Raw genomic sequence first — 25,646 nt, 5'->3', positions numbered from 1 at the left:
GATCAGATATTATCATTGTCTATGAACTGGAATAGTCCCCTATAATTGGTTACACTGTCCAGAATCTCGAACAATAACGGCTTTTTGATAATGGACCAGCTTTCGGCCATGCGCGCCTTTCTCCGGGTTGTCGAAACCGGGAATTTCACGCGCGCCTCCGCCTCGCTCAACATGCCCAAGGCAACGATCAGCAATCTCATTCAGGGATTGGAAGCCCATCTTGGTACGAAGCTCCTCAATCGCACCACCCGCCGCGTTCTGGTGACGCCGGACGGCGCGCTCTATTACGAGCGTGCGGCCCGTTTGCTCGCCGATCTTGCCGAACTCGACGGCAGCCTGTCTAGCGCGCAGACCTTGCCCAAGGGGCGCCTGCGCGTCGAAATGGCGGGCGCGGTCGCCAATCTCATCATCATTCCGGCGCTGATGGAGTTTCACCAGCGCTATCCCGATATCCAGATCGATCTCGGCGTGTCGGACCGGCCTGTCGATTATGTGGCGGAGAATGTCGATTGCGCCATTCGCATCGGGGAGCTGGCCGACCAGTCGCTGATTGCGCGCCGCATCGGCGACATGCATTTCATCGCCTGCGCTTCCGCCGAATATCTCGACCGTTGCTCCACGCCGCTTCACCCGTCGGACCTCAGCCGTGACTGTACTGTGGTCGGCTATTTCCGGCCATCGACCGGCCAGCAGATGCCGTTCCGCTTCAGGAAGGGGACGGAGGAGATCGAGGTCAACGGGCGCTATGTGGTGGCGGCGAACGAATCGACCACCTATCTTGCCGCCGCGCGGGCCGGGCTCGGCGTGGTGCAGGCGCCCTTGTTCATGGTGAAGGACGATATCGCCAGCGGCACGCTGCGCCCCGTCCTGCAGGAATGGGAGATAGAGCCGACGCCGATCTATCTGGTCTATCCGCCCAACCGGCATCTGAGCAACCGCCTGCGCGTCTTCGCCGACTGGGTGGTCAAGACCGTCGCGAGGTCACAGCTCAACGGGAGTTAGCGTGCGCAGCGCCGCTTGTTGAGCCGGACCTTGATCTTGTCGGGAGAGGTGCTTTTCGCCTTGTGGCCGGACGAGACGATATGCGCGCGCACTGTGCAGTCGCCGGCCAGCACCTCGAAATTGTTGGAGCGGATATACATCACCGTATTGATAGGCTGGCCGGGCAACTTCTGTGCCACGGCGTTGACCACCGCTGTGACTTCTCTGGCGCGCTGGCTGGAACTGCCGTCGCTGGCGGCGAGCGCCGGGCTCTGCGCGGATGAAAATGCGAATATGCCCGCAAACAGAAAAGCAGTTTTAGCTTTCTTCATTGGCATGGCCTCCGATTGAGCTGGAATTGAATGGACCAACATAGGCCCCAATTGCGTCAATACCAGTCCCGGACCAGTACCTTTTAACGGTTCTTTGTCTCGCTTATTCCGTTTGCGATGCGCTTGACGGTGGTCGCGGCCAGAAGCAGGCAAAGGAGCGGTTGCAGCCAGAACATCCAGTCCGGCAAGGTGCCGTCGATGGCGATCCAGGCACCAAGCACGCCGAAGACCACGGCGCGGTCGCTCTTGCCCATCGGGCCGTCATAACGGCGGCTCGCACCCACGGAAGCCCCGGCAAGACCGGCAAATTCCGTCAGCGTGGCAAGGAATATGACCGCGAAAATCCACGGGCCGGTGAACGGGGCGACCAGCGCGAAAGGGGCATAGAGCGCCGCGTCGGAAACCACATCGCCGATCTCGTTGAGATAGGCGCCCAGCGTCGATTTCTGCCCATGTTCGCGCGCCAGCATTCCATCGACGGCGTTCAGGGCCATGCGGAGGAACAGCCAGACCGGGACGAGCGCAAACCATGCCGCATTTCCGCTCCACGCCAGAAAAGCCCCAAGTATGATCGAGACGAGCGCGGCGGCGACTGTAACCTGATTGGCGGTTACACCGCCTGCGGCAAGTCGCACGACCAGCGGCCTCAGTAAATTCTGGAAACGCGACTTGAGTTGATAAACGGACATCAAGAATCTCTTGGGAAACGAAGAATAAGTATTGAACAGCTATTTGCGGTTCGCTCCAGCTCGTTTAAGCAAACATTTTGTTTCACTCAATAGAAATTGGGGGCAGCCGCCTCGCGAGGAAACGCTGTGGAGAGGGATGCATGGACGAGCAGGCAGTAAAACCGCATCGCGTGGCGCAGGAAAGCCGGTTCGCGACCCATGACGGCACGTCGCTGTTCTACCGTTTCTGGCCGGCGCTTTCCGGAAAGCCGAAAGGCGTCATCGTCCTGCTGCATCGCGGGCACGAGCATAGCGGCCGTGTCGCGCACCTCGTCGATGAGCTGGGGCTGGATGACTACGCCTTCTATGCCTGGGATGCGCGCGGCCACGGCCAGTCGCCGGGCGTGCGCGGCTTCTCGCCATCCTTCGGCGCGTCGATCCGCGATCTCGACAGTTTCGTCACCCATATCCGGCGGGAAACCAGCGCGGCCATCGAGGACGTGGCAATCATCGCGCAGAGCGTCGGTGCGGTGCTTGCTGCCGCATGGGTGCATGACTATGCGCCGAATATCCGGGCGCTGGTGCTGGCTTCGCCCGCCTTCGACATCAAGCTCTATGTGCCATTCGCCAAGGAAGGCATCGGCCTGTGGCAGAAGCTGAAAGGCACTTTCTACGTCAATTCCTACGTCAAGCCGCAGTTCCTGACCCACGATCCGGAACGCATCGAATCCTATCGCACCGATCCGCTGATCGCACGGCCCATTGCATCGCATATCCTGCTGCAACTCTACGAGACGGCGAAGCGCGTGGTGGACGATGCGCGGGCGATTACCGTTCCGACGCAACTGCTCATCTCCGGCAGCGATTTCGTCGTGCGCCCCGCGCCGCAACATCGCTTCTTCGAGAACCTCGGCAGCCGCATCAAGGAGCGGCACGTGCTCAAGGGCTTCTACCACGACACGCTGGGCGAGCGGGATCGCAAACCGGCCATCGAACGCATTCATGATTTCATCGAGGCGCGCTTTGCCGAAGCGCCGCAGCGCGCCGACCTGACGGAAGCGCATATTGCAGGCCACACGCGCGACGAGGCGGACCGGCTGTCGACCCCGCTGCCGCTTCTGACGGCGCAGGGGCTTTACTGGGCGTCGACGCGGGCTTCGATAGCCTTCGGCGCACTGTTTTCGGAAGGGCTGAAAGTCGGCAGGCGCACCGGCTTCGATTCCGGTTCGACGCTCGATTACGTTTATGAGAACGAAGCGCGCGGTATTGGACCGGGCGGCAAGCTCATCGACAGGCAGTTTCTGGAAGCGATCGGCTGGCGGGGCATCCGGCAGCGCAAGGTGCATCTGGAAGAACTGATCGGCGTGGCGATCAACCGGCTGAAGAGCGAAGGCCGCTCGACCAATATTCTTGATATTGCCTGCGGCCATGGCCGCTACGTGATCGACGCGGTGGTGCGCGCCGGCGCGATGCCGGACAGCATCCATCTGCGCGACTATTCGCCGATCAATGTGCTGGCGGGCAACAAGCTCATCAGGGATCGCGGGCTGGAGGCCATTGCCCATATGGAAGAGGGCGATGCTTTCAACGAGGAAAGCCTTGCCGCTGTCACGCCGCAGCCGGACCTTGCCATCGTGTCCGGTCTTTACGAGCTTTTCCCCGACAATGCACTGATCAATCGTTCGCTGTCGGGGCTTGCCCGCGTGCAGAAGCCCGGCGCACTGCTGATCTACACCAACCAGCCATGGCATCCGCAGCTTGAAATGATCGCGCGGGCGCTGACCTCGCATCGCGGCGGCGAGGCATGGGTGATGCGCCGCCGCACGCAGGGCGAGATGGACCAGCTTGTCGAAAAGGCAGGCTATCGCAAGATCGAACAGCGCATCGATCAGTGGGGCATTTTCACCGTCTCGATTGCAGAGCGGGTCGGAGACGGCAAGGCGTGACGGTGCATCTGACGGAACGCGAGGGATATTCGCGGCGGCCCGTGGTCCGTCGCGCCATCCTTTGGCTTCTGTTTCTCGCTCCCTTCTTCTACCTGACATACGGCACGGCCAACTGGCTCGCATCGCAGCAAAGCCATGTGCCGAACCTTGCCTTCGCGTGGGAAAACCGGGTTCCGTTCATCGCGTGGAGCATCGTGCCCTATTGGTCGGTCAATCTGTTCTACGCGGTCGCGCTGTTCGTCAATGACAGTCCGGAACAGGTGGACCGGCTGGCGAAGCGTTATCTGGCGGCTCAGATCATCGCTGTTCTCTGCTTCGTCGCCTTTCCGCTGACGGCGACCTTCGTAAAACCGGCAACGGCTGGCATTCCGGGCTTCATGTTCGATGTGCTCGGCGGTTTCGACAAACCCTTCAATCAGGCACCTTCGCTGCATATCGCGCTTCTGATCATCATCTGGGACCAGATGCGCCGCGTGATGGGCGGCGCCGTGCGCGTGGTCTGGCATGTCTGGTGCCTGCTGATCGGCCTGTCGGTGCTGACCACCTATCAGCACCACGCGGTCGATATTCCGGCAGGCGCTTTGCTCGGCCTGTTTGCCCTGTGGCTTTTTCCGCGTAGTGGGTCGTCACCATTTGCCGGTTTTCAGTTGACCACGAACCCAAAAGCGCGTCGGCTGGGTCTATATTATCTGGCGGGCGCTGTGCTTTTTCTCGCGCTCGGCATTCATGGCCTCAGCATGACTGGCTATGCGATCTTCTGGCTTTGGCCCGCAACCGCGCTGGCCATCGTGGCGCTTGGCTATTTCGGGGCCGGTGCTGGCATTTTCCAGAAGCAGACGGATGGATCGGTCAGTCTTGCAAGCCGCTGGCTCCTTTGGCCCTATCGTCTTTTTGCCGGGCTGAATGTGCGGTTCTGGACCCGCAGGCTGCCGCCGCATGTGGAGCTTGCCGACGGGGTGTTTCTGGGGCGTTTTCCTAGAGCCGCAGAACTTTCATCCTTCGCGACCGTCATCGATCTGGCCGCTGAAATGGTGCCGCCGCCGCATGACGCGGAATGGAAGAGCTTTGCCGCGATCGATATGGTCGCGCCGCCATCGGAAAAAGTGCAACTGGCCGCCGATGCTGTTGAAGCGGCTCGCCATCACGGTCCGGTTCTCATCTGCTGCGCGCTCGGTTTCCAGCGCAGCGCCACGGTTGCGGTGGCCTGGCTCGTCTCGACTGGCCGCGTGGCCAATGCGCGAGAAGCAGAAACGCTGATCCGCGCCAAAGGCTGGCCCGTTCATCTGCATCTGGCGGGGGAGGCGGCATGAACGCGCCTGCATCCTCCACGGCGGTCTGGCTGCGCCGCAACGCCTTTCCCGGCATTGCCGTCGCGGTGGTTCTTCTTGCGGTCGCGCCCTTCCTGCGCCCGGTGCACGATCTGGCTTTCTGGCTGATCTGGCCGCTGCTGCTTGCAAGCGCGCTGATCGTGCTCGGTATCGCGGCGCATCTTCTGTTCGATGCAGCGCTTTTCCGGCTGATTGCCGCTTCCGGCGAAACGGGCCTGAGCGAGGTGGACCGAATTCTGGAACGCATGGGCCTGCGCACCCATGCCGGTCCTGTTCGTCCGCTTGCGGCGAGGATCGAGGGTTCGCGGCGCATCGTGGAGCGCCTGCGGTTCTTCATGGGGGTTGAGATCGTGCTTTTCATTCTGCTGGCCGTGGTGCCATCGGGTCAGGGGCTGTGACATGCGGGAACTGATCCGGCATCAGGTGCAATCGATTTTCGGTTCGTTTCTGGCAATCCTGTCGCGGGGGATTACCGGCGTGCGGCCGATCTGGAGCGGCACTGGCCCGTCGCGCAACCAGCGCATCTATTTTGCCAATCACACAAGTCATGGCGATTTCATCCTGCTCTCTTCCTGTCTCGACCAGGAAGAACGCGCGCGCACCCGTGCCGTCGCCGGCGCGGATTACTGGCGGGGCAACCGCGTGCGCCAGTTCATGGCGGAAGTTCTGTTGCGCACCGTGCTTGTGGAACGCAACTGGGTGGAACGCACGCAGGACCCGATGGAAGTGATGCTGAAGGCGCTGGCCGACGGCTATTCGCTCATCATCTTTCCCGAAGGCACGCGCAACATGACAGACGAGGCGCTGCTGCGCTTTCGCTCCGGCATCTACAATCTGGCGCTGGCGCGCCCCGATGTCGAACTGGTGCCATGCTGGATCGAAAACATGTCGCGCGTGCTGCCCAAGGGCGCGATGCTGCCGGTGCCGCTTCTGTGCCGTGTCGTTTTCGGCGCGCCGGTCCAGCTTCGCGAGGGTGAGGACCGCAAGGAATTTCTCGCCCGCGCCCGCCAGAGCCTTCTCGATATACAGCCCCGTAACGGTAAACAGCCATGAGCGAAACAACCCGATTATTCCTTGGCCTCATGGGCGTTCTGATAACGGCAAGCGCCGTGGCCGGTGTTCTTTCATGGCGCGCGCCGAAGCCGCTTTCATCCACGCTGGTCAATCTCAATGCCCGCATCAAGGCATGGTGGATCATGGTTGGCGCCATGTGCGTCGCTTTCCTGTTCGGGAAGGGTGGCGTGATCGTGCTGTTCGCGATGATCTCGTTCGCGGCCCTCCGCGAATATGCGACGCTGACCCAGACAAGGCGCGCCGACCACCGCGTGCTGCTCGGCATGTTCCTGCTGGTCATTCCAGTGCAATATTACCTGATCTGGATCGACTGGTACGGGCTCTATTCCATCTTCATCCCGGTCTATTGCTTCCTCGCAATGCCGGTGCTGACGGCGCTTTCCGGCGACACGTCGCGCTTTCTGGAACGCATCAGCGAGCAGCAATGGGGCATCATGCTGTCGGTCTATTGCATCAGCCATGTACCGGCCTTGATGACGCTGGATATTCCCGGGTTCGACGGCAAGAAACTGCTGCTGATCGCGTTTCTGGTGGCCACCGTGCAGGGCAGCGATGTGCTGCAATATATTTTCGGCAAGCTGTTCGGCAAACATCGCATCGCGCCCAGCATATCGCCGTCAAAGACCTGGGAAGGCTTTGTCGGCGGGGTTGCGGCGGCATCGCTTCTGGGTGCGGGGCTTGCCTGGCTGACGCCGTTTTCGCCGCTCCAGGCGGGCGCGCTTGCGGCCGCATCCTGCATCATGGGCTTCTTCGGCGGGCTTGTCGCCTCCGCCATCAAGCGCGATCGCGGCGTGAAGGACTGGGGCCACATGATCGAAGGGCATGGCGGCATGCTCGACCGGGCCGACAGCCTCGTCTTTTCAGCCCCGGTCTTCTTCCACACCGTGCGCTATTTCTGGACCTGAACATCCTGCGCAAAACCGCGCCACACTTCAGCTGGAAATGCTGTGGCCGGTCATGTCGCTTCAGGGCAGCTTCAGGGCGATGAACTGCGAAACCTGTCCGTGGCTGAAATTGTTGTCGGAAGCGAGGACCAGCGTCCTCTTCCCGTCCACCACCGGCCCGAAGGTGACGGCCTCGATATTGTCGATGTCGAGGCCGAAATCGCCTTCGTCGAGCTGGAGGAGGAGCTGCTTTGACAGCGGCGTTACCGGCTCGCTGGCGAGCGACGGAACGTCTTTCACATTGCTGGCGCCATCGAAGGATGCGCGATAGAGCGTGATCCGGTTGCCCACGCCCATGGCGAAGGAGCGCTCGACGGTGAGGAGATCGTTTCCATCGGCAACGAATTCCGACATGCCGTTATCGTTCCAGAAGGGCGGCTCAGTCGCCTTGGTGAAGATCGGGCCGGTGTCATAGGCATATTGCGCCGTCACATTGCCTGATGCGAGATCGAAGGCGATGATGCGCGAGCGGCTGCCATGGTCGAGCGTCGCCTTGTCCCCGTCCTGTACCAGCGCGTTTTCAGTACCGGCCAGAAGCGTCTTGCCGTCAGGTGTGATCGTCAGGCTTTCAAAGGAAAGATTGTTGCGGATGCCGCGTGTCCTGCCCTCGTCGGGAATGTAAGCTTCCGGCAAGGCAAATTCGCGGATGAAGCTGCCATCGGTCTTTGCTTCGCCGACAAACGGTCTGCCATTCCTGTCGCCTTCGCTCGACCAGTAGATGGTGCCGGTGGCCGTATTGAAGCGGATGCTTTCCGGGTCCACGTCCTTCAGTGCAAATGGTTTGCCCGCCTTGTCCAGAAGCGTAACCGTTTCCAGAATATCGAGGCTCTGCATGCCGGAACCGTCGATGGCGAGCTTGAGCTTGTAAAAGCGCGCTGGCGCGTTTTCCGAACGGTCGTCGGATATGGCGTAATAGACATCTGCACGCGGGTCGTAGTCGAGGCCGGATATTCCGCCGAATTCGACGCCGCCGATTTTCAGGCCGGTGGGCAGGGTGAAAGCGCCGATCAGTTCGGGCTTGGGCATTTCATGCGCAACGGCGCTGGTTGCAAGGGCGAGAAACAGTGCAGCAAGAGGTGCTTTCATGACGGCGGCCCGTTCGATCGAGAAAGTCACCGGATAGTCGTTCTGTTTGACAGGAAGATGAAGGCTGCTGATCTCAAATTCTGTCGAATGCGCGCGCCGGTTCCTGCCTGTCGATCAGGTGGGAGGGGGCCGCAAATTGCAGCAGCTTGTTCTTGTTGGTGATCTTGATCGCCGAGGCCTGCACCGTGACGCCATGCGAACCGAGTGTCGCGAAATTGCGTGACAGGTTCTCCGGCGTCATGCCGAGATAGGCGGCGAGCGTGCGTTTTTCGTAAGGAATCATCACCACGTCGGCGCCGTCGTTCAAAAGCGATTCCTTGACGATCCAGTTGGCGAGGCGCTGTACGCTGCTGCGCAGCTTCTGCGCCTTCAGTTCCTTCACCAGACGGCGATAGGCGCGCGCGGTTTCAAAAACGATGGCGCGCATGAAGCCGACATCCTCGCTCATCAGGTCGCGCACCAGGCTGGAAGGCACCATCAGCACGCGGGTGGGGGTCAGCGTCTGCGCGGTTTGCAGGCACACATCATCGTTCAGCACGGCTGCGAGGATGAAGATGTCTTCGGCGCGCAGTATCTCCAGCGCGGTCTCGCCATCGTCCGATTTCGCCGACATCAGCACAAGCCCGTCCAGGATCACGAACAGGAAATCCGCAGGCTCGTCCTCCCTGATCAGGGTCGTGCGGGGCGGAAACGACTGCACGAAACTCGGGCGCACCAGCCGCTCGAACGTGGCGTCGGCCATGTCCGCGAAAAGCGGCAGATTTCTCAGCGCGTCGATTTCTTCTCTCCGCATCGATCCTCACTTCAGGGGGCAAGTTATTGCCCGCTAATATAATTGATAAATATCAATCGTGCAATATGCATTAATCAATACTTGGGCCAAACTCGGTTTATTATTGTCCTTAAGTCACCAAGAACTAAAATTCAACTTGAATAGTCTAAAGATATTGATCTTAATCAATGTATTCATCTCGCAGTCGACGCATAAGTGCATACGAAACCTCCCAATGGTATTCAATTCGGAGTACGCCTATGCAACATGTCGCAGGGGAAAATCCCAGGGCGCAGACAACGGCGCTAGCGATGAGTACGACCGCTTTTACAGTCTGTTTCGCGGTCTGGACCATCTTCGCAATCATCGGCATTGAAATCCGGTCCGAGCTTGGACTGAGCGAAACGCAGTTCGGCCTGCTGGTCGGCACGCCCATCCTGACCGGATCGCTGATCCGCGTCATCCTCGGCATCTGGGCGGACCGCTATGGCGGCCGCGCCATCTTCACGCTCACAATGCTGGTCTCGGCGGTCGCCACCTGGCTTCTGACCTACGCCACCACCTATCCGCAGATGCTGGTTGCAGCGCTTGGCGTCGGCGTGGCGGGCGGGTCGTTCTCGGTCGGCGTCGCCTATGTGTCGCGCTGGTATCCGCCGGAAAAGCAGGGCGTCGCGCTGGGCATTTTCGGCGCGGGCAATGTGGGCTCGGCGGTGACGAAGTTCTTCGCGCCGATGGTCATGGTTGCGTTTGGCTGGCACGCGGTCGCGGAAGTCTGGGCGGCGGCGATGGTCGTCATGGCGCTCATCTTCTATTTCACCACGAGCGACGATCCGGTTCTGGTCGAGCGCCGTCTCAAGGGCATAAAGCCCACCAGCACGCTGATGGAGCTGGAACCGCTGAAGAATGTGCAGGTCTGGCGTTTCTCGCTCTACTATTTCTTCGTCTTCGGCGCCTTCGTGGCACTCGCGCTGTGGCTGCCGCAATATCTGATCCATGTCTATGGCGTCGATATTCGCCTGGCAGGCATCATCGCGGCGTTCTTCTCCGTCCCGGCCAGCCTGTTCCGCGCCTATGGCGGGCATCTTTCGGATGTCTATGGCGCGCGCCGGGTCATGTACTGGACCTTCGCCGTCTCGCTGGTCGCAACCTTCGTGCTGTCCTATCCGCCGACGGATTACGTCATCCAGAGCGATAACGGCCCGTTGGCCTTCCATGCCGAAATGGGCGTGATCGGCTTCACCATCACCGTCTTCATCCTCGGCTTCTTCATGGCGCTCGGCAAGGCTGCGGTCTTCAAGCACATTCCGGTCTATTATCCGGGCAATGTCGGCTCTGTCGGCGGCCTCGTGGGCATGATCGGCGGCCTTGGCGGCTTCATCCTGCCGATCCTGTTCGGCGTGCTCCTCGATCAGACCGGCCTCTGGACAAGCTGCTTCATGCTGCTTTTCGTCATCGTCGCCGTGTCGTTCACATGGATGCATGTCTCGATCCGCCAGATGGAACGCGCCTCGCAAGGCGCGGCCACGGAAGAACTTCCGGCCTTCGCCGAATTGCAGGGCCTGAAGAAGGCCGAAATCAAGCCGGCAAAAGGCGATTCCGTCCTCACCGACTGGCGTCCGGACGATCCTGCCTTCTGGGAGCAGAAGGGAAGGAAGATCGCCAGGCGCAACCTGTGGCTTTCGATCCCCGCGCTTCTGCTGTCCTTCGCCATCTGGCAGGTCTGGTCCGTGGTGGTGGCGAAGCTGCCGCTGGTGGGCTACCAGTTCACGACCGACCAGCTCTTCTGGCTGGCAGCGCTCCCCGGCATTTCGGGCGCGACCTTCCGCATTTTCTATTCCTTCATGGTGCCGATCTTCGGCGGTCGCCTGTGGACCACACTGACCACCTGGTCGCTGGTCATTCCGGCCATCGGCATCGGCTATGCGGTGCAGAACCCGAACACGCCTTATTTCATCTTCCTTCTGCTGGCGCTCTGCTGCGGCTTTGGTGGCGGCAACTTTGCCTCCTCCATGTCCAACATCTCGTTCTTCTTCCCCAAGCACGAGAAGGGCAATGCGGCAGCGCTCAATGCGGGCCTCGGCAATCTCGGCGTCAGCGTCGTGCAGTTCGTGGTGCCGCTGGTCATCACCGCCGGTATCTTCGGCAAGCTCGGCGGCGATCCGGCAATGGTCGCGACCGAAGCGGGCAGCGCACCGCTGTGGCTGCAGAATGCCGGGTTCTTCTTCGTGCCGTTCATCATCATCACGGCCTTCGCCAACTGGTTCGGCATGAACGACATCGCATCGGCCAAGGCTTCGTTTGCCGATCAGGCCGTCATCTTCCGCCGCAGGCACAACTGGATCATGTGCTGGCTCTATACGGGAACCTTCGGCTCGTTCATCGGCTATTCGGCAGGCTTCCCGCTTTTGACCAACATCCTCTTCCCGGAAGTCAATGCGCTTCAGTTCGCCTTTCTCGGGCCTCTCGTCGGCGCGCTGTCGCGGTCGGGTTCGGGCTGGCTTGCCGATAAATACGGCGGTGGGCGCGTCACCATCTGGGCATTCGTGCTGATGATGATCGGCGTGGCGGGCGTGCTCTACTTCGTCGGCATCAAGGATCAGCCGAACGCGTTCTGGGGCTTCTTCGCTTCCTTCATCCTGCTGTTCTTCGCAACCGGCATCGGCAACGCCTCCACCTTCCAGATGATCCCGGCGATCATGTCGAAGGAAATGGACAGGCTCATGCCCAAGGCCACCGCGGAAGAACGCCGCCACGAAGCGGACAAGGAATCCGCGGCCATCACCGGCTTCACCTCGGCCATCGCTGCCTTCGGCGCCTTCTTCATTCCGAAGGGCTACGGCACCTCGATCAGCATGACCGGCGGGCCGGAAGCCGCACTCTGGGCCTTCCTGATCTTCTACGTGACATGCCTCGTCATCACCTGGGGCGTCTACACCCGAAAAGGCGGGCTGCTCTACGACGTGGAGCACCGCAGCAAGCCAGCCGCTGCTGCCGCCTAACGAACCAAAATGAGGATAAAATCATGAGTCTACTCCTCGATCGCCTGAACTTTCTTGCGCGCAAGAATGTCGGCACCTTCTCGGAGGGCCATGGCGTCACCACCAACGAAAACCGTGACTGGGAAGACGCCTATCGCAAGCGCTGGCAGCACGACAAGATCGTGCGCTCCACCCATGGCGTGAACTGCACCGGCTCCTGCTCGTGGAAGGTCTACGTCAAGGGCGGCATCATCACCTGGGAAACCCAGCAGACGGACTATCCGCGCACCCGCGCCGATCTTCCGAACCACGAACCGCGCGGCTGTTCGCGCGGGGCAAGCTATAGCTGGTATGTCTATTCGGCCAACCGCGTGAAATATCCGCTGATCCGCTCGCGCCTCCTGAAACTGTGGCGCAAGGAACGTGCGCTGAAAACGCCGGTCGGAGCTTGGGCTGCGATCCAGCAGGACCCGGCCAAGCGCGCCGACTATATGAAGGTGCGCGGTCTCGGCGGCTTCGTTCGCGCCACGTGGGAAGAAGTCAACGAGATCATCGCAGCCGCCAATGCCTATACGGCCAAGACATACGGCCCGGACCGCGTGATCGGCTTCTCGCCGATCCCGGCCATGTCGATGGTGTCCTATGCGGCGGGTTCGCGTTACCTGTCGCTGCTCGGCGGCGTCTGCATGTCGTTCTATGACTGGTATTGCGACCTGCCGCCCGCGTCACCCATGACATGGGGCGAACAGACCGACGTGCCGGAATCGGCAGACTGGTACAATGCGGGCTTCCTGATGCTCTGGGGTTCCAACGTGCCGCAGACCCGCACGCCGGATGCGCATTTCTATACGGAAGTGCGCTACAAGGGCACCAAGTCGGTCGTGGTCTCGCCCGACTATTCGGAAGCCGCAAAGTTCGCCGACCTCTGGCTGCACCCGAAGCAGGGCACCGACGCCGCCCTTGCCATGGCGCTTGGCCATGTGATCCTGCGCGAATACCATCTCGACCGGCAGGTTCCCTATTTCGAGGATTATTGCCGCAAATATTCCGACTTCCCGATGCTGGTCATGCTCTCGAAGAAGGACGGACGCTACGTGCCGGACCGCTTCCTGCGCGCCTCGGACCTGAAGGACGATCTGGGCGAGGCCAACAATCCCGACTGGAAGACGGTCGCCTTTGATACGAGATCGGGTACCTATGTTGCCCCGCAGGGCTCCATCGGCTTCCGCTGGGGCGATGACGGCCAGTGGAACCTTGAAGAAAAGGATGGCCGGGGTAAGGATGTGGAACTCGCCAAGAGTTTCATTGCGGCGGGCGCGCACGATGCCGTCGCCGATGTGGCGTTCCCTTATTTCGGCAATCGCGAGCACGATTATTTTGAAGGCACCGACCATGACAGCGTGCTGGTGCGCAAGGTCCCGGCCCGCAAGCTCAAGCTGAAGAAGGGCGAAGTGCTGGTCGCGACCGTGTTCGACCTGTTCGCCGCCAATTACGGCCTCGATCGCGGGCTTGGCGACGAGAACTCCGCCAGGTCCTATGACGAGGGCCTGCCCTATACACCGGCCTGGGCGGAGAAGATCACGGGCGTCCCGCGCGACCAGATCATTGCCGTCGCCCGCGAATTTGCAACCAATGCCGAAAAGACCAATGGCCGTTCCATGGTCATTCTCGGTGCCGGTCTCAACCACTGGTACCACATGGACATGAACTATCGCGGCATCATCAACATGCTGGTGATGTGCGGCTGCATCGGCCAGTCGGGCGGCGGCTGGAGCCATTATGTGGGACAGGAAAAGCTGCGCCCGCAGACCGGCTGGACCGCGCTTGCCTTCGCGCTGGACTGGAACCGTCCGCCGCGCCACATGAACTCCACCTCGTTCTTCTATGCGCATACCGACCAGTGGCGCTACGAGACCGTGAAGGTGCAGGACATCCTTTCGCCCACCGCGCCCGAGGGGGCGTGGGAAGGCACGATGATCGACTACAACATCCGCGCCGAACGGATGGGCTGGCTGCCTTCCGCGCCGCAGCTCCAGACCAACCCGCTGGAGCTTGCCAGAGAGGCAGCCGCAGCGGGCAAGGAGCCGAAGGACTTCATCGCGAATGCCTTGAAGAACGGCACTGTCACCATGTCCTGCGAGGACCCGGACCACGAGGCCAACTGGCCGCGCAACATGTTCGTCTGGCGCTCGAACCTGCTCGGTTCGTCGGGCAAGGGGCATGAATATTTCCTGAAGCACCTGCTCGGCACGTCCAACGGCTTGCTTGGCAAGGATCTGGGACAGGAAGGCGCGCAGGAAAGCCGCGAGGCCGTGTGGCATGAGAATGCGCCGGAAGGAAAGCTCGACCTTCTGGTCACGCTCGATTTCCGCATGTCCACGACCTGCGTCTATTCCGATATCGTTCTGCCGACTGCCACCTGGTACGAAAAGAACGACCTCAATACCTCCGACATGCATCCCTTCATCCATCCGTTGTCGAGTGCCGCCGACCCGGCATGGGAAGCACGCAGCGACTGGGACATCTTCAAGGGCATCGCGAAGAAGTTCTCGGAAGTGGCGCCGGAAGTGCTGGGCGTCGAGAAGGACATCGTTCTGGTGCCGACCCTGCATGACACGGCGGGCGAACTGGCGCAGCCCAAGGATGTTCTCGACTGGAAGAAGGGCGAAGTCGAGCCGATCCCCGGCAAGACCATGCCATCGGTCGTGGTCGTGGAGCGCGATTATCCGAACCTCTACAAGCGCTATACCTCCGTCGGGCCGCTTCTGGACAAGCTTGGCAATGGCGGCAAGGGCATCTCGTGGAACACCGAGCATGAGGTCGAGCTTCTCGGCAAGCTGAACGGCAGGGTTCATGAGCCGGGCGCAACCGAAGGGCGTCCGCGCATCTATACCGATGTCGACGCAACCGAGGTCATTCTCTCGCTTGCGCCGGAAACCAACGGCGAAGTGGCGGTCAAGGCATGGGAAGCGCTGTCGAAGTTCACAGGCCGCGACCACACCCATCTGGCTCTTCCCAAGGAAGACGAGAAGATCCGCTATCGCGATATCGTCGCGCAGCCGCGCAAGATCATCTCCTCGCCGACATGGTCGGGGCTCGAATCCGAGCATGTCTGCTATAATGCGGGCTATACCAATGTGCATGAGCTGATCCCGTGGCGCACGCTGACCGGCCGTCAGCAGCTCTATCAGGATCACCTGTGGATGCGCGCCTTCGGCGAGGGCTTCTGCGTCTATCGTCCGCCCATCGACACCAAGACGGTCAATCCGGCAATCCGCGAAAAGGCGGACGGCCAGCCGCATCTGGTGCTGAACTTCATCACGCCGCACCAGAAATGGGGCATCCACTCCACCTATACGGACAATCTCCTGATGCTGACGCTCAATCGCGGCGGGCCGGTTGTCTGGATTTCGGAGCCGGATGCGGCAAAGGCCGGCATCGTCGATAATGACTGGGTGGAAGTCTACAACGCCAACGGCGCCATCGTGGCCCGTGCGGTCGTCTCCCAGCGCATGAAGGATGGAACCATCTTCATGTATCACGCGCAGGAGAAGATCGTGAATACGCCCGGCTCGCCGCTCACCGGCCAGCGCGGCGGCATTCACAACTCCGTCACCCGCATCATCACCAAGCCGACGCATATGATCGGCGGCTACGCCCACCAATCCTATGGCTTCAACTATTACGGCACCGTCGGCGCCAACCGCGACGAGTTCGTGGTCGTGCGCAAGCTCGACCATGTGGACTGGATGGAAGGGCCGCTTGAAGAAGGCAACCGCAACTCCGCCGTGAAGGAGGCAGCAGAATGAAAATCCGTGCGCAAATTGGAATGGTGCTCAATCTCGACAAGTGCATCGGCTGCCACACCTGCTCGGTGACGTGCAAGAACGTCTGGACCAACCGTGAAGGCGTGGAATATGCCTGGTTCAACAACGTTGAGACCAAGCCCGGCATCGGTTTTCCCAAGGAATGGGAAAACCAGAAGAAGTGGAACGGCGGCTGGGTCCGCAAGAAGAACGGCAAGATCGAGCCGAAGATGGGCGCAAAATGGCGCATCCTCGCCAAGATTTTCGCCAATCCGGACCTGCCGGAAATCGACGACTATTACGAGCCGTTCGACTTCGATTACGGCCATCTGCAGACGGCAGGCGAAAGCAGGACCATGCCGACCGCCCGCCCGCGCTCGCTGATTTCCGGCGAGCGGATGGAAAAGATCGAATGGGGGCCGAACTGGGAGGAAATTCTCGGCGGCGAGTTCGCCAAGCGCTCGAAGGACTACAATTTCGAAGGCGTCGAGAAGGAAATCTACGGCCAGTTCGAAAATACCTTCATGATGTACCTGCCGCGCCTGTGCGAGCACTGCCTCAACCCCACCTGCGTTGCGGCCTGCCCGTCCGGCGCGATCTACAAGCGCGAGGATGACGGCATCGTCCTGATCGATCAGGAAAAGTGCCGCGGCTGGCGCATGTGCGTCTCCGGCTGCCCCTACAAGAAGATTTATTACAACTGGAGCTCGGGCAAGTCCGAGAAGTGCATCTTCTGCTATCCGCGCATCGAAGCAGGCCAGCCGACCGTCTGTTCGGAAACCTGTGTCGGCCGCATCCGCTATCTGGGCGTGATGCTCTATGATGCAGACCGTATTTCGGAGGCCGCTTCCACGGCCAATGAACAGGACCTCTATCAGGAACAGCTCAACATCTTCCTCGATCCGAACGATCCTGCCGTGATCGAACAGGCGCGCAAGGACGGCGTGCCGGAAGCCTGGCTGGAATCCGCCAGGCATTCGCCGGTCTACAAGATGGCGATGGACTGGAAGATCGCCTTCCCGCTCCATCCCGAATACCGCACCCTGCCGATGGTCTGGTATGTGCCGCCGCTTTCGCCGCTGCAATCGGCTGCGGCTGCCGGCAAGCTCGGCATGGACGGCCCGCTGCCGGATGTCCGCTCCATGCGCATCCCGGTCCGCTACCTCGCCAATCTCCTGACCGCAGGCAAGGAAGAGCCGGTCATCTCGGCGCTGGAACGCATGCTCGCCATGCGCGCCTATATGCGCGCCAAGACGGTCGATGGCGTCATCGACGAGGCGATTGCCGACCGCGTCGGCATGAGCGGCGCGATGATCGAGGAAATGTACCACATCATGGCGATTGCCAATTACGAGGACCGCTTCGTCATCCCGACGACGCATCGTGAAATCACCGAGGACGCCTATGACGTGCGCGGCTCCTGCGGCTTCACCTTCGGCAATGGCTGCTCGGGCGGCACGTCGACGGAAGATCTGTTCGGTGCCAAGCGCCAGAAAGTGGTCCAAACGCCGACCGATATTTTCAGGGAGCAGGTGTAATGAACAGGACCCTGAAAATCATTTCGCTGCTGCTTTCCTATCCCACGCCCGAGCTGCAACTGGGCGGAGAGGAGCTGAAAGAGGCGCTTGCCGGGGAAAGGCTTTCGCCCGGCATCCGCAGGCTTCTCGACAGTCTTGTCGATTATGTCTGCGACTGCGACCTCTACGAGGCGCAGGAACGCTATGTGCATCTTTTCGACCGCACGCGGTCGCTGTCGCTGCATCTTTTCGAGCATGTGCATGGTGAAAGCCGCGATCGCGGCCAGGCCATGGTCGACCTGATGAAGATGTATGACGACAACGGCTTTGTGGTGGATGCCAGGGAACTGCCGGACTATCTGCCGCTGTTTCTCGAGTTCCTGTCGACGCGCTCGCCGGAGGAAATCCATGATCTTCTCACCCAGACCGGCCATATCACGGCGGCCATCGGCGAGCGGCTGCGCAAGCGCCAGTCGCCCTATGCCAACGCCTTTGCGGCGCTCCTGCATGTCGCCAACGCCAAGCCGGACCAGAGCCTCGTCGGAGAATTGCTTCGGCAGGAAGAAGACGACCCGAACGACCTCGCCGCGCTCGACCGCATCTGGGAAGAAGAAGCGGTGACGTTCGGCGGCAATGCGGGTGAAAACGCCTGCGGCCCGGACCGGTTGCGCATGCAGATGCGTGCGGCACAGCGCAAGCCCGGCTCCCCGTCCAACCCTTCACATCTATAGGAGACGGAAAATGGCTTACCTCCATACGTTTCTTTTCGGCATCTATCCCTATATCGCGCTGAGCGTGCTCGTGCTCGGCTCGATCTTCCGTTACGACCGCGAGCCCTATACCTGGCGTTCGGGCTCGAGCCAGCTTTTGCGGCGCAGGCAGCTCATGTGGGGTTCGGTCCTGTTTCACGTCGGCGTGCTGTTCATCTTCGCCGGTCATTTCGTCGGCCTGCTGACACCCATCTGGGTGTTCGACATGCTTGGCGTCAGCCATGAGGCAAAGCAGATTCTCGCCGTCGTGGCGGGCGGCATTGCCGGGGTTATGGCAATCATCGGCGCCAGCATGCTGGTGCATCGCCGCCTGTTCGATCCGCGCGTGCGCGCATCTTCAAGGCCGACCGACACGCTGATCATCATGCTGTTGTGGGTGCAGCTTCTGCTGGGCCTCGGCACCATTCCGGTTTCGCTGCAACATATCGACGGCGGCGAAATGGTGACATTCATGAACTGGGCGCAGGGCATCTTCACCTTCAACCCGGCTGCATCGAGCTACATCACCGATGCGTCGTTTGTCTTCAAGATGCATATCTTCCTGGGGCTGACGATCTTCCTGCTGTTCCCGTTCACGCGCCTTGTGCATATGCTGAGCGCACCGGTGCGCTATATCTGGCGTCCGGGCTATCAGGTCGTGCGTGAGCGCAACCATACGGCTCAGCCCTCGCATATGCGCGTTCCTGCGGAGTAAGGCTCATGGTAACGCTTTTCGACCGGAAACAACCCGCTGCCGGGCAGCACAATCACCCGACCGGCTATACCACCTATCAGGAGCCGGATACGCGGGTGCCGCCCAAGCCGCGCCCGGTTTTCGATGCGGTGTCCGTCAATGGCGTGGCGATCAACGAAACCGACATCCTGACGGAGGCGCAGAACCATCCGTCGGACAATCCCGGCGCGGCGCTGCTTGCCGCGGCCCGGGCGCTCGCGGTCCGCGAACTGCTTTTGCAGCGGGCGAGGGAGGCGGGCATCGTGCCGGAACGCGAGAAGGACGCCGAGGGACGCAGCGAAACCGACGAGGATGCGCTGGTGCGCATGGTGATCGAACGGGAGGTGGAAGTGCCTTCCGCCACGCGGGAGGAAGCCTTGCGCTTCTACGAAAACAACCGCCACCGCTTCACCAGTGCGCCCATTCTGGAGGCGAGCCATATCCTGATCGCCGCCGATCCCGCCGACAGCCAGGCCCGCGAAAAGGCCCGCGCGACCGCTGCCCGCCTGGCTTCGGCGGTGATTGCCGAGCCTGCCACTTTCGCCTCGGTCGCGCATGAATATTCGTCCTGCCCTTCGGGCGCGCAAGGCGGCAATCTGGGCCAGCTCACGCGCGGCAGCACGGTGCCTGAATTTGAAAGGGCGCTGGAGCGCATGGCGGCAGGGGAAATCACGGCCAATCCCATTGAAAGCCGCTTCGGTTTTCATATTGTGCGGCTTGACCGCCGCATCGAAGGCGAGGAACTGCCGTTCGATTATGTGGCCGACCGGATTGCGGGCTGGCTGGAAGCCTCCACCTGGTCGAAGGCGGTGTCGCAATATATCGCGATCCTCGCAGCCGACGCTGAGATTACCGGCATCGATCTGTTGTCGAACGAGGGAGCCGAGGCATGAGGAACGAACCGACGCTTGCGGCCATCCTCGCCGCCAAGGATGTGCCGGTGGACCAGCTTCTGGCAGGTGCGGCGCATCGGGCAAGACAGGCGGGCCTGCGCGTGGCCGGCTTTCTGCAGCACCGTGAAACCGGCGGCGAGGAATGCTGCCGCGATATCGAGATCGAGCATATCGGCACCGGCGTCACGCAGATCATTTCGCAGGCGCTCGGTTCCGGGTCGAAGGGTTGCCGCCTCGATCCGGCGGCCCTTGCCGATGTGGCAGGCGCGCTTCAGACGGAACTCGATGACGGCGCGGATATGCTGATCCTCAACCGTTTCGGCAAGGGCGAGACGGAAGGGCATGGTTTCCGCTCCATCATCGAAACGGCCTATGCGCGCCAGATTCCGGTGCTGACCGTGGTGCGCGAAACCTATGTCGAGGGCTGGAACGACTTTGCCGGGGATTGCGGCGTTCTTCTGGCACCCGACAGCAAGGCCGTGCTCGGATGGTGCGACCGCGTGATGGAAGCGCGGCGATTGCCCGAAGCCGTATGACGATGGATGCTCTATAGATCCAGCTGGTCGCGGCGGTCTTCCGCAATCAGCTTGCGGATCTGATAGACGATCTGGTCGCCATGCGCCTTGCCGAGCAGATCGGCGGTGTCGACATCGCGCTCTTCGATGGCGCGGATCATGTCCTCATGCTCGGTGACGTAACGCTCCGGCAGGCGGTCCGCAAAGGACTGGTAATAAAGGCGCAAGAGCCTGCGCCCTTCGTCGAGAAGCCGCGAAAAGAACGTGGTGTAGAAGGGATTGCGTCCGGCTTCGGCAATGGCCGCATGAAAATCGCGGTTGGTCGCGATCATTTCCAGTGCGTTCTGCGAGCGGACGGCGCGGGCAAAGGCTTCCTGATGCGCGCGGATATTCTCAAGATCCTTGTCGGTCCGGTTGCGCGCTGCAAGTCGCGTCGTGACGCGGTACATCAGCGTCACCGCGTCGAAAAAGGCGGGCAGGCTCAGGAAGTCGATATTGGACACGACAGTCGAACGATTGGGGAGCGTGGTCACGAAGCCGTCGCTTGCAAGCCGCACCAAAGCCTCGCGGATCGGCGTGCGCGACATGGAAAAGCGTTCTGCCAGTTGGTTTTCATCGATGGGACTGCCCGGCGCGAGCGAAAGATCGATGATCTCGTCGCGCAGCACGTCGTAAACCAGCTTGACACCTGAACCCTTCTTCCGGTCGGCTGTCTGGTTGGCGTCGTCTTTGTCCATGATCTTTCTGCCTTCTTACGGTGTATTTGGCGCGGCACAACCGCATTCTAACAGCAGTTTAAGTTCCACCGGTCAAGCAATCCTATCCTCATTTAAAATTTTGGTCGACAAGAAAAATACAAAGTGTATATTTGATTGCAATACAAGGTTCGACAGAGCGATTGTAGGTTCAGCTCGCGCGAAAGCGCCCAAGGAAAACGCCAAGGAAAGACGCTATGACTTCTAACATTTTCTCCGGCTGCATTCCGGCCCTCATGACCCCCTGCAAGCCCGACCGCACGCCGGATTTCGATGCGCTGGTCCGCAAAGGCAAGGAACTGATCGCGAAGGGCATGTCTGCGGTTGTCTATTGCGGCTCCATGGGTGACTGGCCGCTTCTTTCGGACGAGGAACGCATGGCTGGCGTTGAAGCGCTTGCCAAGGCCGGCGTGCCGGTCGTCGTCGGCACCGGCGCGGTCAACACCAAGATTGCCGCCGCCCATGCTGCCCACGCGCAGAAGGTTGGCGCGAAGGGCCTGATGGTCATTCCGCGTGTTCTGTCGCGCGGCTCGTCCATCTCGGCGCAGAAGGCGCATTTCAAGGCGATCCTGTCGGCTGCTCCCGATCTGCCTGCCGTGATCTACAACAGCCCTTACTATGGTTTCGCCACCCGCGCCGACCTGTTCTTCGCGCTGCGTGCGGAACATCCGAACCTGATCGGCTTCAAGGAATTCGGCGGCGCGGAAGCCATGCGCTACGCCGCTGAAAACATCACCAGCGCCGATGACAATGTGACCCTGATGGTCGGCGTCGATACCGGCGTTTTCCATGGTTTCGTCAATTGCGGTGCAACCGGCGCAATCACGGGCATCGGCAATGTGCTGCCGAAGGAAGTGCAGCATCTGGTTGCCCTGTCGAAGGCCGCAGCCACCGGCGACGTCGAAGCGCGCAAGCTGGCGCTGGAACTGGAAGCCGCACTCGACGTGCTGTCGTCCTTCGATGAAGGTCCGGACCTCGTTCTCTTCTACAAGCACATGATGGTGCTGACCGGCAATCCGGAATATGAACTGCATTTCAACGAGACGGACAAGCTGTCCGATAGCCAGCGCGGCTATTGCGAAACCCAGTTGAAGCTGTTCCAGACCTGGTATGCCGACTGGAACAAGCAGGGCAGCGCAGCAACGAAATACGCTGCCTGAAATCAGTTCAAAAAACAAAAAGGCGCCGGTTTCCGGCGCCTTTTTGTTTGGGATCACGACACTGCGTCGAGACCCTTTTCCTTGAGCTTTTCCAGCAGCGCCATTTCAGCGGCGGTGAGTGTGATGCCCTTGCTGAGTGAATCGCGGCGAGCGGCAAAGCGGCGCTGCGACGGCAGGCGCGCGCCCTGTCCGGCAATCGCTTCGATCAGGACTTCGCCGCGCTCTTGCGGATTGCCACGACCGCCCGCCATGCGGGCAGGGTCGAAGGCAATGATGAGTTCGCCATGGCGCGGCGCAAGCGTCGTCGTGCCAAGGAAGTCGAGCGCTTCAGGACTGGTGAAGTCACCGATCATCACACCAGCCAGAAGTTCGATCATCGTGGAAATGGCCGAGCCCTTGTGCTCGCCGAATGGCAGCATCGCGCCTGCAAGGGCTGCTTCCGGGTCGGTCGTGGGCTTGCCGTCCGCATCGACGGCCCAGCCTTCGGGCAGCTGCTTTCCGGCGCGGCGATAAAGCTCCAGTTCGCCGCGCGCGGCCACGCTGGTGGCAAAGTCGAACACATAAGGATAATCGCCGGGGCGGGGCCAGCCGAAGGCGAAGGGGTTGGTGCCCAGAAGCGGCTTCGTTCCGCCTGCTGGCGCAACGGTTGCATAGCTCGGGCACATGGCGATTGCGGCAAGCCCCTGTTCGGCAAGCGCCTCGACTTCCGGCCACAGGGCGGCGAAATGGGTGCAATCGTTGATCGCCAGCGCCGCAATGCCGAGCTTGCGTGCCTTCTCGACCAGGGCAGGGGCGCCACGTTCAAAGGCCAGATTGGCAAAGCCGCCCTTGGCGTCGACGCGAACAACGGCGCTGTCATCGGTCGCGACGACCGGATCAGCATCGGCGACCACCTTGCCGCTTTTCAGCGTGCGCAGGCAGCCTTCGATGCGGTAGACACCATGGGATTTGCAGCCGTCGCGCTCGCCCGCCACAATCGTCTTGGCGATGGCTGCGGCATGGTCGGCGCTGAAACCCGCCTTGTTCAGGATTTCCCGCACAAGCCCGGCGAGTTCTTCTGTCGAAATCGAAATGGTGTCGCTCATTCTGTCATTCCTTGCCGGTTCTTGAGGCAGTGCGGATAGGGGCGAATAAAGTTCGCTGAAATGCATACAAGATGCATGCAGGGTTGTCATGCCGGGGAGGCGGGCCGGGGCCTGCGGCAAAAGGGCTTCACCCGAAATGGTGCGGTGGGCCGACGCGGAAAATCAACCCTTTTTATTCTGAGAGTCATTATCATGAATAACGCAACCTGTTTGATCCAGATCAAAGAGAATGGCCTGCGGCGGGTCTAAATCCCGTCGTGTGGCGTGTAAAGCCGAGACGGCAGCTGCGCCCACCCGATGGAGATCAGGACGAAAATGCGTAAACTCGCAATCAAATTTGCTGCAGCAGGCATTCTTGCGGTGCTGGCGGCCCCAGCCCTTGCCGAAAATATCGAAGTTCACATGCTCAACAAGGGCGCCGAGGGCGCCATGGTTTTCGAGCCCGCCTATATCAAGGCCAATCCCGGCGACACGATCACCTTCGTGCCGGTGGACAAGGGGCACAATGTCGAATCCATCAAGGACATGATCCCGGAAGGCGCGGAGAAGTTCAAAAGCAAGATCAACGAGAATTATGTGCTGACGGTTACGGAACCCGGCGCATATCTGGTAAAGTGCACTCCGCATTATGCAATGGGCATGATCGCGCTGATCGCCGTGGGCGACAGCCCGGCCAATCTCGAACAGATCGTTTCGGCCAAGAAGCCGAAGGTCGTTCAGGAGCGGCTGGAAAAGGTCATCGCCAGCGCCAAATAATGCGGGCCAGTAATAGGGGCCAGTAATACCGAAACTCGATGAGCCGGACTTGACCGGCTTCATGGCGAGGACATCATGACCAGACAGCCAGGCCTGCAGGCAGTACCTGCTGCGATGCCATCCGATCAAAAAGGTATGCCGCGCGGACTGAAGATGACCGGTCCCGTCCTCCTCAGCTATGGCTTCCGCCCATTCTTTCTGGGCGGAGCCATATGGGCCGTTCTGGCCATGCTCTTCTGGATATTGTCGCTCACTCTTGGAACGCCGTTGGGCGGTTCCTATGGCGGGCTGAACTGGCACGCCCATGAAATGGTGTTCGGTTTTTCTTCCGCCGTTCTCGCAGGCTTTCTGCTGACCGCCATTCCGAACTGGACAGGCGGCCTGCCGGTATCGGGCACACCGCTCGCCATTCTCTGCGGGGTATGGCTTGCAGGACGGCTCGTCTTTCTCGAGCCTGACCTGATCGATGTGCGCTTTGCAGTCGCTGTCGAAAGTCTGTTTCTGCCCTCGCTGCTTTTCATCTGCGCGCGGGAAATCATTGCCGGGCGCCAATGGAAAAACCTGAAGGTGCTGGTTGGCGTGGCAACGGTGATGGTTGCCAATCTCGTCTTCCATTATCTGATCCTGACCGACGGTGACGTGGCATTGGCCGACCGCATCGGGGTCAGCGCCTATGTCCTGCTGGTTATGGTGATTGGTGGGCGCATTGTGCCAAGCTTCACCCGCAATTGGCTCAACAAGATGGGGGAGACGCGCTTTCCGGTGCCTTTCAACCGCTATGACGGTTTCAGCATTCTCGTCGGAGTGGCTGCCTGTATCGGCTGGATCGCCGCTCCCGACCAGACGATAACGGCGGTACTGGCGTGGATTGCAGCCCTGTTTCACATCGTGCGGCTTTACCGCTGGCGGGGATGGTCTGTGGCGCGGGAAAAGCTGCTGCTGGTTCTTCATGTCGCCTATGCGTTCATCCCGCTCGGTTTCATCGCCATCGGTCTCTCGGCCATTGATCGCCTCAATCCCTATTCCGCACTGCATGTTGTGACGGTGGGTGCGATCGGCTGCATGATGCTGGCGGTCATGACGCGGGCCACCCGCGGCCATACCGGGCGCGAACTGACGGCATCGCCCGTCACGCAGGCCGCTTATCTCTGCCTTGTCGCGGCGGCGTTGATCCGTCCGTTGGCGGAAATCATGCCGAATTTCTTCCACACCATCCTCGCCGCCTCGGCCTTGCTCTGGATGGGCGCTTTCGGGCTTTACGTTCTGGAATATGGTCCGATGCTGTTACGCGAGAGACGCCAGCGCATGGCGGGCGCGTAATCCGCCCCATCGCAAGGATCATTCAAATGACAGTCCGCGGTCGCCCGCGGGCTGTCTTTTTGTTTTGCGGGGGTGAGTCGCGGCGCCGATCCTGCGATTCTGCCCGTCCAAAGGGCCTGAAACGGGGGTGTGGAAAGAAAAATCACACTCAAGATCACATTTAAATCGTTATAATGTTATGACCATATTGTTATGCTTTTGAAACGGTGTTACCGGAATTGGTGCCCGGGAGGCTGGTCCTGAAGGGA

The 25,646-nt window shown here is 60.7% G+C and carries 22 protein-coding genes; 16 read left to right on the top strand and 6 right to left on the bottom strand.

Annotated features, from left to right (window positions below; translation table 11 throughout):
* Positions 1 to 90 precede the first annotated feature (90 nt).
* Positions 91 to 1,002 (top strand): LysR family transcriptional regulator, encoded by a 912-nt coding sequence (locus JNC63_RS02595; RefSeq protein ID WP_006468346.1) that lies wholly within the window; start codon positions 91 to 93, stop codon positions 1,000 to 1,002.
* Here the strand turns inward: JNC63_RS02595 and JNC63_RS02590 are convergent.
* Positions 999 to 1,313, bottom strand: coding sequence for a hypothetical protein (locus tag JNC63_RS02590; protein WP_006472074.1), 315 nt, complete (start codon positions 1,311 to 1,313; stop codon positions 999 to 1,001). The two genes, JNC63_RS02595 and JNC63_RS02590, sit on opposite strands and share 4 nt — an antisense overlap.
* 83 nt (positions 1,314 to 1,396) lie before the next feature.
* Positions 1,397 to 2,002, bottom strand: coding sequence for a CDP-alcohol phosphatidyltransferase family protein (locus JNC63_RS02585; protein WP_006472075.1), 606 nt, complete (start codon positions 2,000 to 2,002; stop codon positions 1,397 to 1,399).
* 140 nt (positions 2,003 to 2,142) lie between these two features.
* Here JNC63_RS02585 and JNC63_RS02580 point away from each other — a divergent pair, with 140 nt between their 5' ends.
* Genes JNC63_RS02580 through JNC63_RS02560 form a run of 5 tightly spaced genes read left to right on the top strand, consistent with a single transcriptional unit; the run spans position 2,143 to position 7,234 of the window.
* Complete coding sequence (locus JNC63_RS02580; protein WP_006472076.1) at positions 2,143 to 3,927, top strand: bifunctional alpha/beta hydrolase/class I SAM-dependent methyltransferase; 1,785 nt, start codon at positions 2,143 to 2,145, stop codon at positions 3,925 to 3,927.
* Positions 3,924 to 5,237, top strand: coding sequence for a phosphatase PAP2/dual specificity phosphatase family protein (locus JNC63_RS02575; RefSeq protein ID WP_006468350.1), 1,314 nt, complete (start codon positions 3,924 to 3,926; stop codon positions 5,235 to 5,237). Before JNC63_RS02580 ends, JNC63_RS02575 begins: the two co-directional genes overlap by 4 nt.
* The gene (locus JNC63_RS02570) at positions 5,234 to 5,653 is read left to right on the top strand and encodes a hypothetical protein (RefSeq protein WP_006472077.1); all 420 of its coding nucleotides are present in this window, start codon (positions 5,234 to 5,236) and stop codon (positions 5,651 to 5,653) included. The genes JNC63_RS02575 and JNC63_RS02570 overlap by 4 nt, the downstream gene beginning before the upstream one ends.
* Position 5,654: 1 nt before the next feature.
* Entirely contained in the window at positions 5,655 to 6,308 is a 654-nt protein-coding gene (locus tag JNC63_RS02565) for a lysophospholipid acyltransferase family protein (protein WP_006468352.1), read from the top strand.
* Entirely contained in the window at positions 6,305 to 7,234 is a 930-nt protein-coding gene (locus tag JNC63_RS02560; RefSeq protein WP_006468353.1) for a phosphatidate cytidylyltransferase, read from the top strand. The genes JNC63_RS02565 and JNC63_RS02560 overlap by 4 nt, the downstream gene beginning before the upstream one ends.
* Positions 7,235 to 7,294: 60 nt before the next feature.
* Here the strand turns inward: JNC63_RS02560 and JNC63_RS02555 are convergent, their stop codons facing one another.
* Positions 7,295 to 8,359, bottom strand: coding sequence for an esterase-like activity of phytase family protein (locus tag JNC63_RS02555; protein WP_025092113.1), 1,065 nt, complete (start codon positions 8,357 to 8,359; stop codon positions 7,295 to 7,297).
* Between the two features lie 73 nt (positions 8,360 to 8,432).
* A complete protein-coding gene (locus tag JNC63_RS02550) occupies positions 8,433 to 9,152 on the bottom strand; it encodes a cyclic nucleotide-binding domain-containing protein (RefSeq protein ID WP_006468355.1) in 720 nt (239 codons plus the stop codon).
* A 239-nt stretch (positions 9,153 to 9,391) separates the two neighbouring features.
* On the opposite strand from JNC63_RS02550, the gene JNC63_RS02545 reads away from it, so the two are divergent.
* The 7 genes from JNC63_RS02545 to JNC63_RS02515 are packed head-to-tail and all read left to right on the top strand — an operon-like array spanning position 9,392 to position 20,343.
* The gene (locus tag JNC63_RS02545) at positions 9,392 to 12,130 is read left to right on the top strand and encodes a nitrate/nitrite transporter (protein ID WP_025092112.1); all 2,739 of its coding nucleotides are present in this window, start codon (positions 9,392 to 9,394) and stop codon (positions 12,128 to 12,130) included.
* 23 nt (positions 12,131 to 12,153) lie between these two features.
* Entirely contained in the window at positions 12,154 to 15,918 is a 3,765-nt protein-coding gene (locus tag JNC63_RS02540) for a nitrate reductase subunit alpha (RefSeq protein WP_006472080.1), read from the top strand.
* A complete protein-coding gene (gene narH, locus JNC63_RS02535; RefSeq protein WP_006468358.1) occupies positions 15,915 to 17,453 on the top strand; it encodes a nitrate reductase subunit beta in 1,539 nt (512 codons plus the stop codon). Before JNC63_RS02540 ends, narH begins: the two co-directional genes overlap by 4 nt.
* A complete protein-coding gene (gene narJ / locus JNC63_RS02530) occupies positions 17,453 to 18,163 on the top strand; it encodes a nitrate reductase molybdenum cofactor assembly chaperone (protein ID WP_006468359.1) in 711 nt (236 codons plus the stop codon). Before narH ends, narJ begins: the two co-directional genes overlap by 1 nt.
* 10 nt (positions 18,164 to 18,173) lie before the next feature.
* A complete protein-coding gene (gene narI, locus JNC63_RS02525; RefSeq protein ID WP_006472081.1) occupies positions 18,174 to 18,896 on the top strand; it encodes a respiratory nitrate reductase subunit gamma in 723 nt (240 codons plus the stop codon).
* Between the two features lie 5 nt (positions 18,897 to 18,901).
* Positions 18,902 to 19,807, top strand: coding sequence for a peptidylprolyl isomerase (locus JNC63_RS02520; RefSeq protein WP_006468361.1), 906 nt, complete (start codon positions 18,902 to 18,904; stop codon positions 19,805 to 19,807).
* Positions 19,804 to 20,343 (top strand): DUF2478 domain-containing protein, encoded by a 540-nt coding sequence (locus JNC63_RS02515; RefSeq protein ID WP_006468362.1) that lies wholly within the window; start codon positions 19,804 to 19,806, stop codon positions 20,341 to 20,343. Before JNC63_RS02520 ends, JNC63_RS02515 begins: the two co-directional genes overlap by 4 nt.
* Positions 20,344 to 20,354: 11 nt before the next feature.
* On the opposite strand, the gene JNC63_RS02510 is transcribed toward JNC63_RS02515, so the two are convergent.
* Complete coding sequence (locus JNC63_RS02510) at positions 20,355 to 21,059, bottom strand: GntR family transcriptional regulator (protein ID WP_006468363.1); 705 nt, start codon at positions 21,057 to 21,059, stop codon at positions 20,355 to 20,357.
* A gap of 215 nt (positions 21,060 to 21,274) precedes the next feature.
* Here JNC63_RS02510 and JNC63_RS02505 point away from each other — a divergent pair, with 215 nt between their 5' ends.
* Positions 21,275 to 22,237 carry a dihydrodipicolinate synthase family protein gene (locus JNC63_RS02505; protein WP_006468364.1) on the top strand — a complete coding sequence of 321 codons (963 nt, stop codon included), beginning with the start codon at positions 21,275 to 21,277 and terminating at the stop codon, positions 22,235 to 22,237.
* 53 nt (positions 22,238 to 22,290) lie between these two features.
* On the opposite strand, the gene JNC63_RS02500 is transcribed toward JNC63_RS02505, so the two are convergent.
* Positions 22,291 to 23,322 (bottom strand): Ldh family oxidoreductase, encoded by a 1,032-nt coding sequence (locus JNC63_RS02500; protein ID WP_374846107.1) that lies wholly within the window; start codon positions 23,320 to 23,322, stop codon positions 22,291 to 22,293.
* Positions 23,323 to 23,637: 315 nt separating this feature from the next.
* Between JNC63_RS02500 and JNC63_RS02495 the strand changes: the two genes are divergently transcribed.
* Complete coding sequence (locus tag JNC63_RS02495) at positions 23,638 to 24,078, top strand: pseudoazurin (RefSeq protein WP_006473392.1); 441 nt, start codon at positions 23,638 to 23,640, stop codon at positions 24,076 to 24,078.
* Between the two features lie 75 nt (positions 24,079 to 24,153).
* Entirely contained in the window at positions 24,154 to 25,398 is a 1,245-nt protein-coding gene (locus tag JNC63_RS02490) for an NnrS family protein (RefSeq protein WP_006468367.1), read from the top strand.
* Positions 25,399 to 25,646 lie beyond the last annotated feature (248 nt).

Origin of the sequence: Brucella ciceri, assembly GCF_041930145.1 — a bacterium.
GTDB lineage: Bacteria > Pseudomonadota > Alphaproteobacteria > Rhizobiales > Rhizobiaceae > Brucella > Brucella intermedia.
This window is presented reverse-complemented; position numbering and strand designations above follow the sequence as displayed.

Coding starts and splice junctions, on each gene's coding strand:
- JNC63_RS02515 (WP_006468362.1), top strand. CDS start 19,804: ATGAGGAACGAACCGACGCTTGCGGCCATCCTCGCCGCCAAGGATGTG.
- JNC63_RS02565 (WP_006468352.1), top strand. CDS start 5,655: ATGCGGGAACTGATCCGGCATCAGGTGCAATCGATTTTCGGTTCGTTT.
- JNC63_RS02545 (WP_025092112.1), top strand. CDS start 9,392: ATGCAACATGTCGCAGGGGAAAATCCCAGGGCGCAGACAACGGCGCTA.
- JNC63_RS02540 (WP_006472080.1), top strand. CDS start 12,154: ATGAGTCTACTCCTCGATCGCCTGAACTTTCTTGCGCGCAAGAATGTC.
- JNC63_RS02570 (WP_006472077.1), top strand. CDS start 5,234: ATGAACGCGCCTGCATCCTCCACGGCGGTCTGGCTGCGCCGCAACGCC.
- JNC63_RS02560 (WP_006468353.1), top strand. CDS start 6,305: ATGAGCGAAACAACCCGATTATTCCTTGGCCTCATGGGCGTTCTGATA.
- narI (WP_006472081.1), top strand. CDS start 18,174: ATGGCTTACCTCCATACGTTTCTTTTCGGCATCTATCCCTATATCGCG.
- JNC63_RS02585 (WP_006472075.1), bottom strand. CDS start 2,002: ATGTCCGTTTATCAACTCAAGTCGCGTTTCCAGAATTTACTGAGGCCG.
- JNC63_RS02555 (WP_025092113.1), bottom strand. CDS start 8,359: ATGAAAGCACCTCTTGCTGCACTGTTTCTCGCCCTTGCAACCAGCGCC.
- JNC63_RS02505 (WP_006468364.1), top strand. CDS start 21,275: ATGACTTCTAACATTTTCTCCGGCTGCATTCCGGCCCTCATGACCCCC.
- JNC63_RS02550 (WP_006468355.1), bottom strand. CDS start 9,152: ATGCGGAGAGAAGAAATCGACGCGCTGAGAAATCTGCCGCTTTTCGCG.
- narJ (WP_006468359.1), top strand. CDS start 17,453: ATGAACAGGACCCTGAAAATCATTTCGCTGCTGCTTTCCTATCCCACG.
- narH (WP_006468358.1), top strand. CDS start 15,915: ATGAAAATCCGTGCGCAAATTGGAATGGTGCTCAATCTCGACAAGTGC.
- JNC63_RS02580 (WP_006472076.1), top strand. CDS start 2,143: ATGGACGAGCAGGCAGTAAAACCGCATCGCGTGGCGCAGGAAAGCCGG.
- JNC63_RS02490 (WP_006468367.1), top strand. CDS start 24,154: ATGACCAGACAGCCAGGCCTGCAGGCAGTACCTGCTGCGATGCCATCC.
- JNC63_RS02510 (WP_006468363.1), bottom strand. CDS start 21,059: ATGGACAAAGACGACGCCAACCAGACAGCCGACCGGAAGAAGGGTTCA.
- JNC63_RS02500 (WP_374846107.1), bottom strand. CDS start 23,322: ATGAGCGACACCATTTCGATTTCGACAGAAGAACTCGCCGGGCTTGTG.
- JNC63_RS02590 (WP_006472074.1), bottom strand. CDS start 1,313: ATGAAGAAAGCTAAAACTGCTTTTCTGTTTGCGGGCATATTCGCATTT.
- JNC63_RS02595 (WP_006468346.1), top strand. CDS start 91: ATGGACCAGCTTTCGGCCATGCGCGCCTTTCTCCGGGTTGTCGAAACC.
- JNC63_RS02520 (WP_006468361.1), top strand. CDS start 18,902: ATGGTAACGCTTTTCGACCGGAAACAACCCGCTGCCGGGCAGCACAAT.
- JNC63_RS02495 (WP_006473392.1), top strand. CDS start 23,638: ATGCGTAAACTCGCAATCAAATTTGCTGCAGCAGGCATTCTTGCGGTG.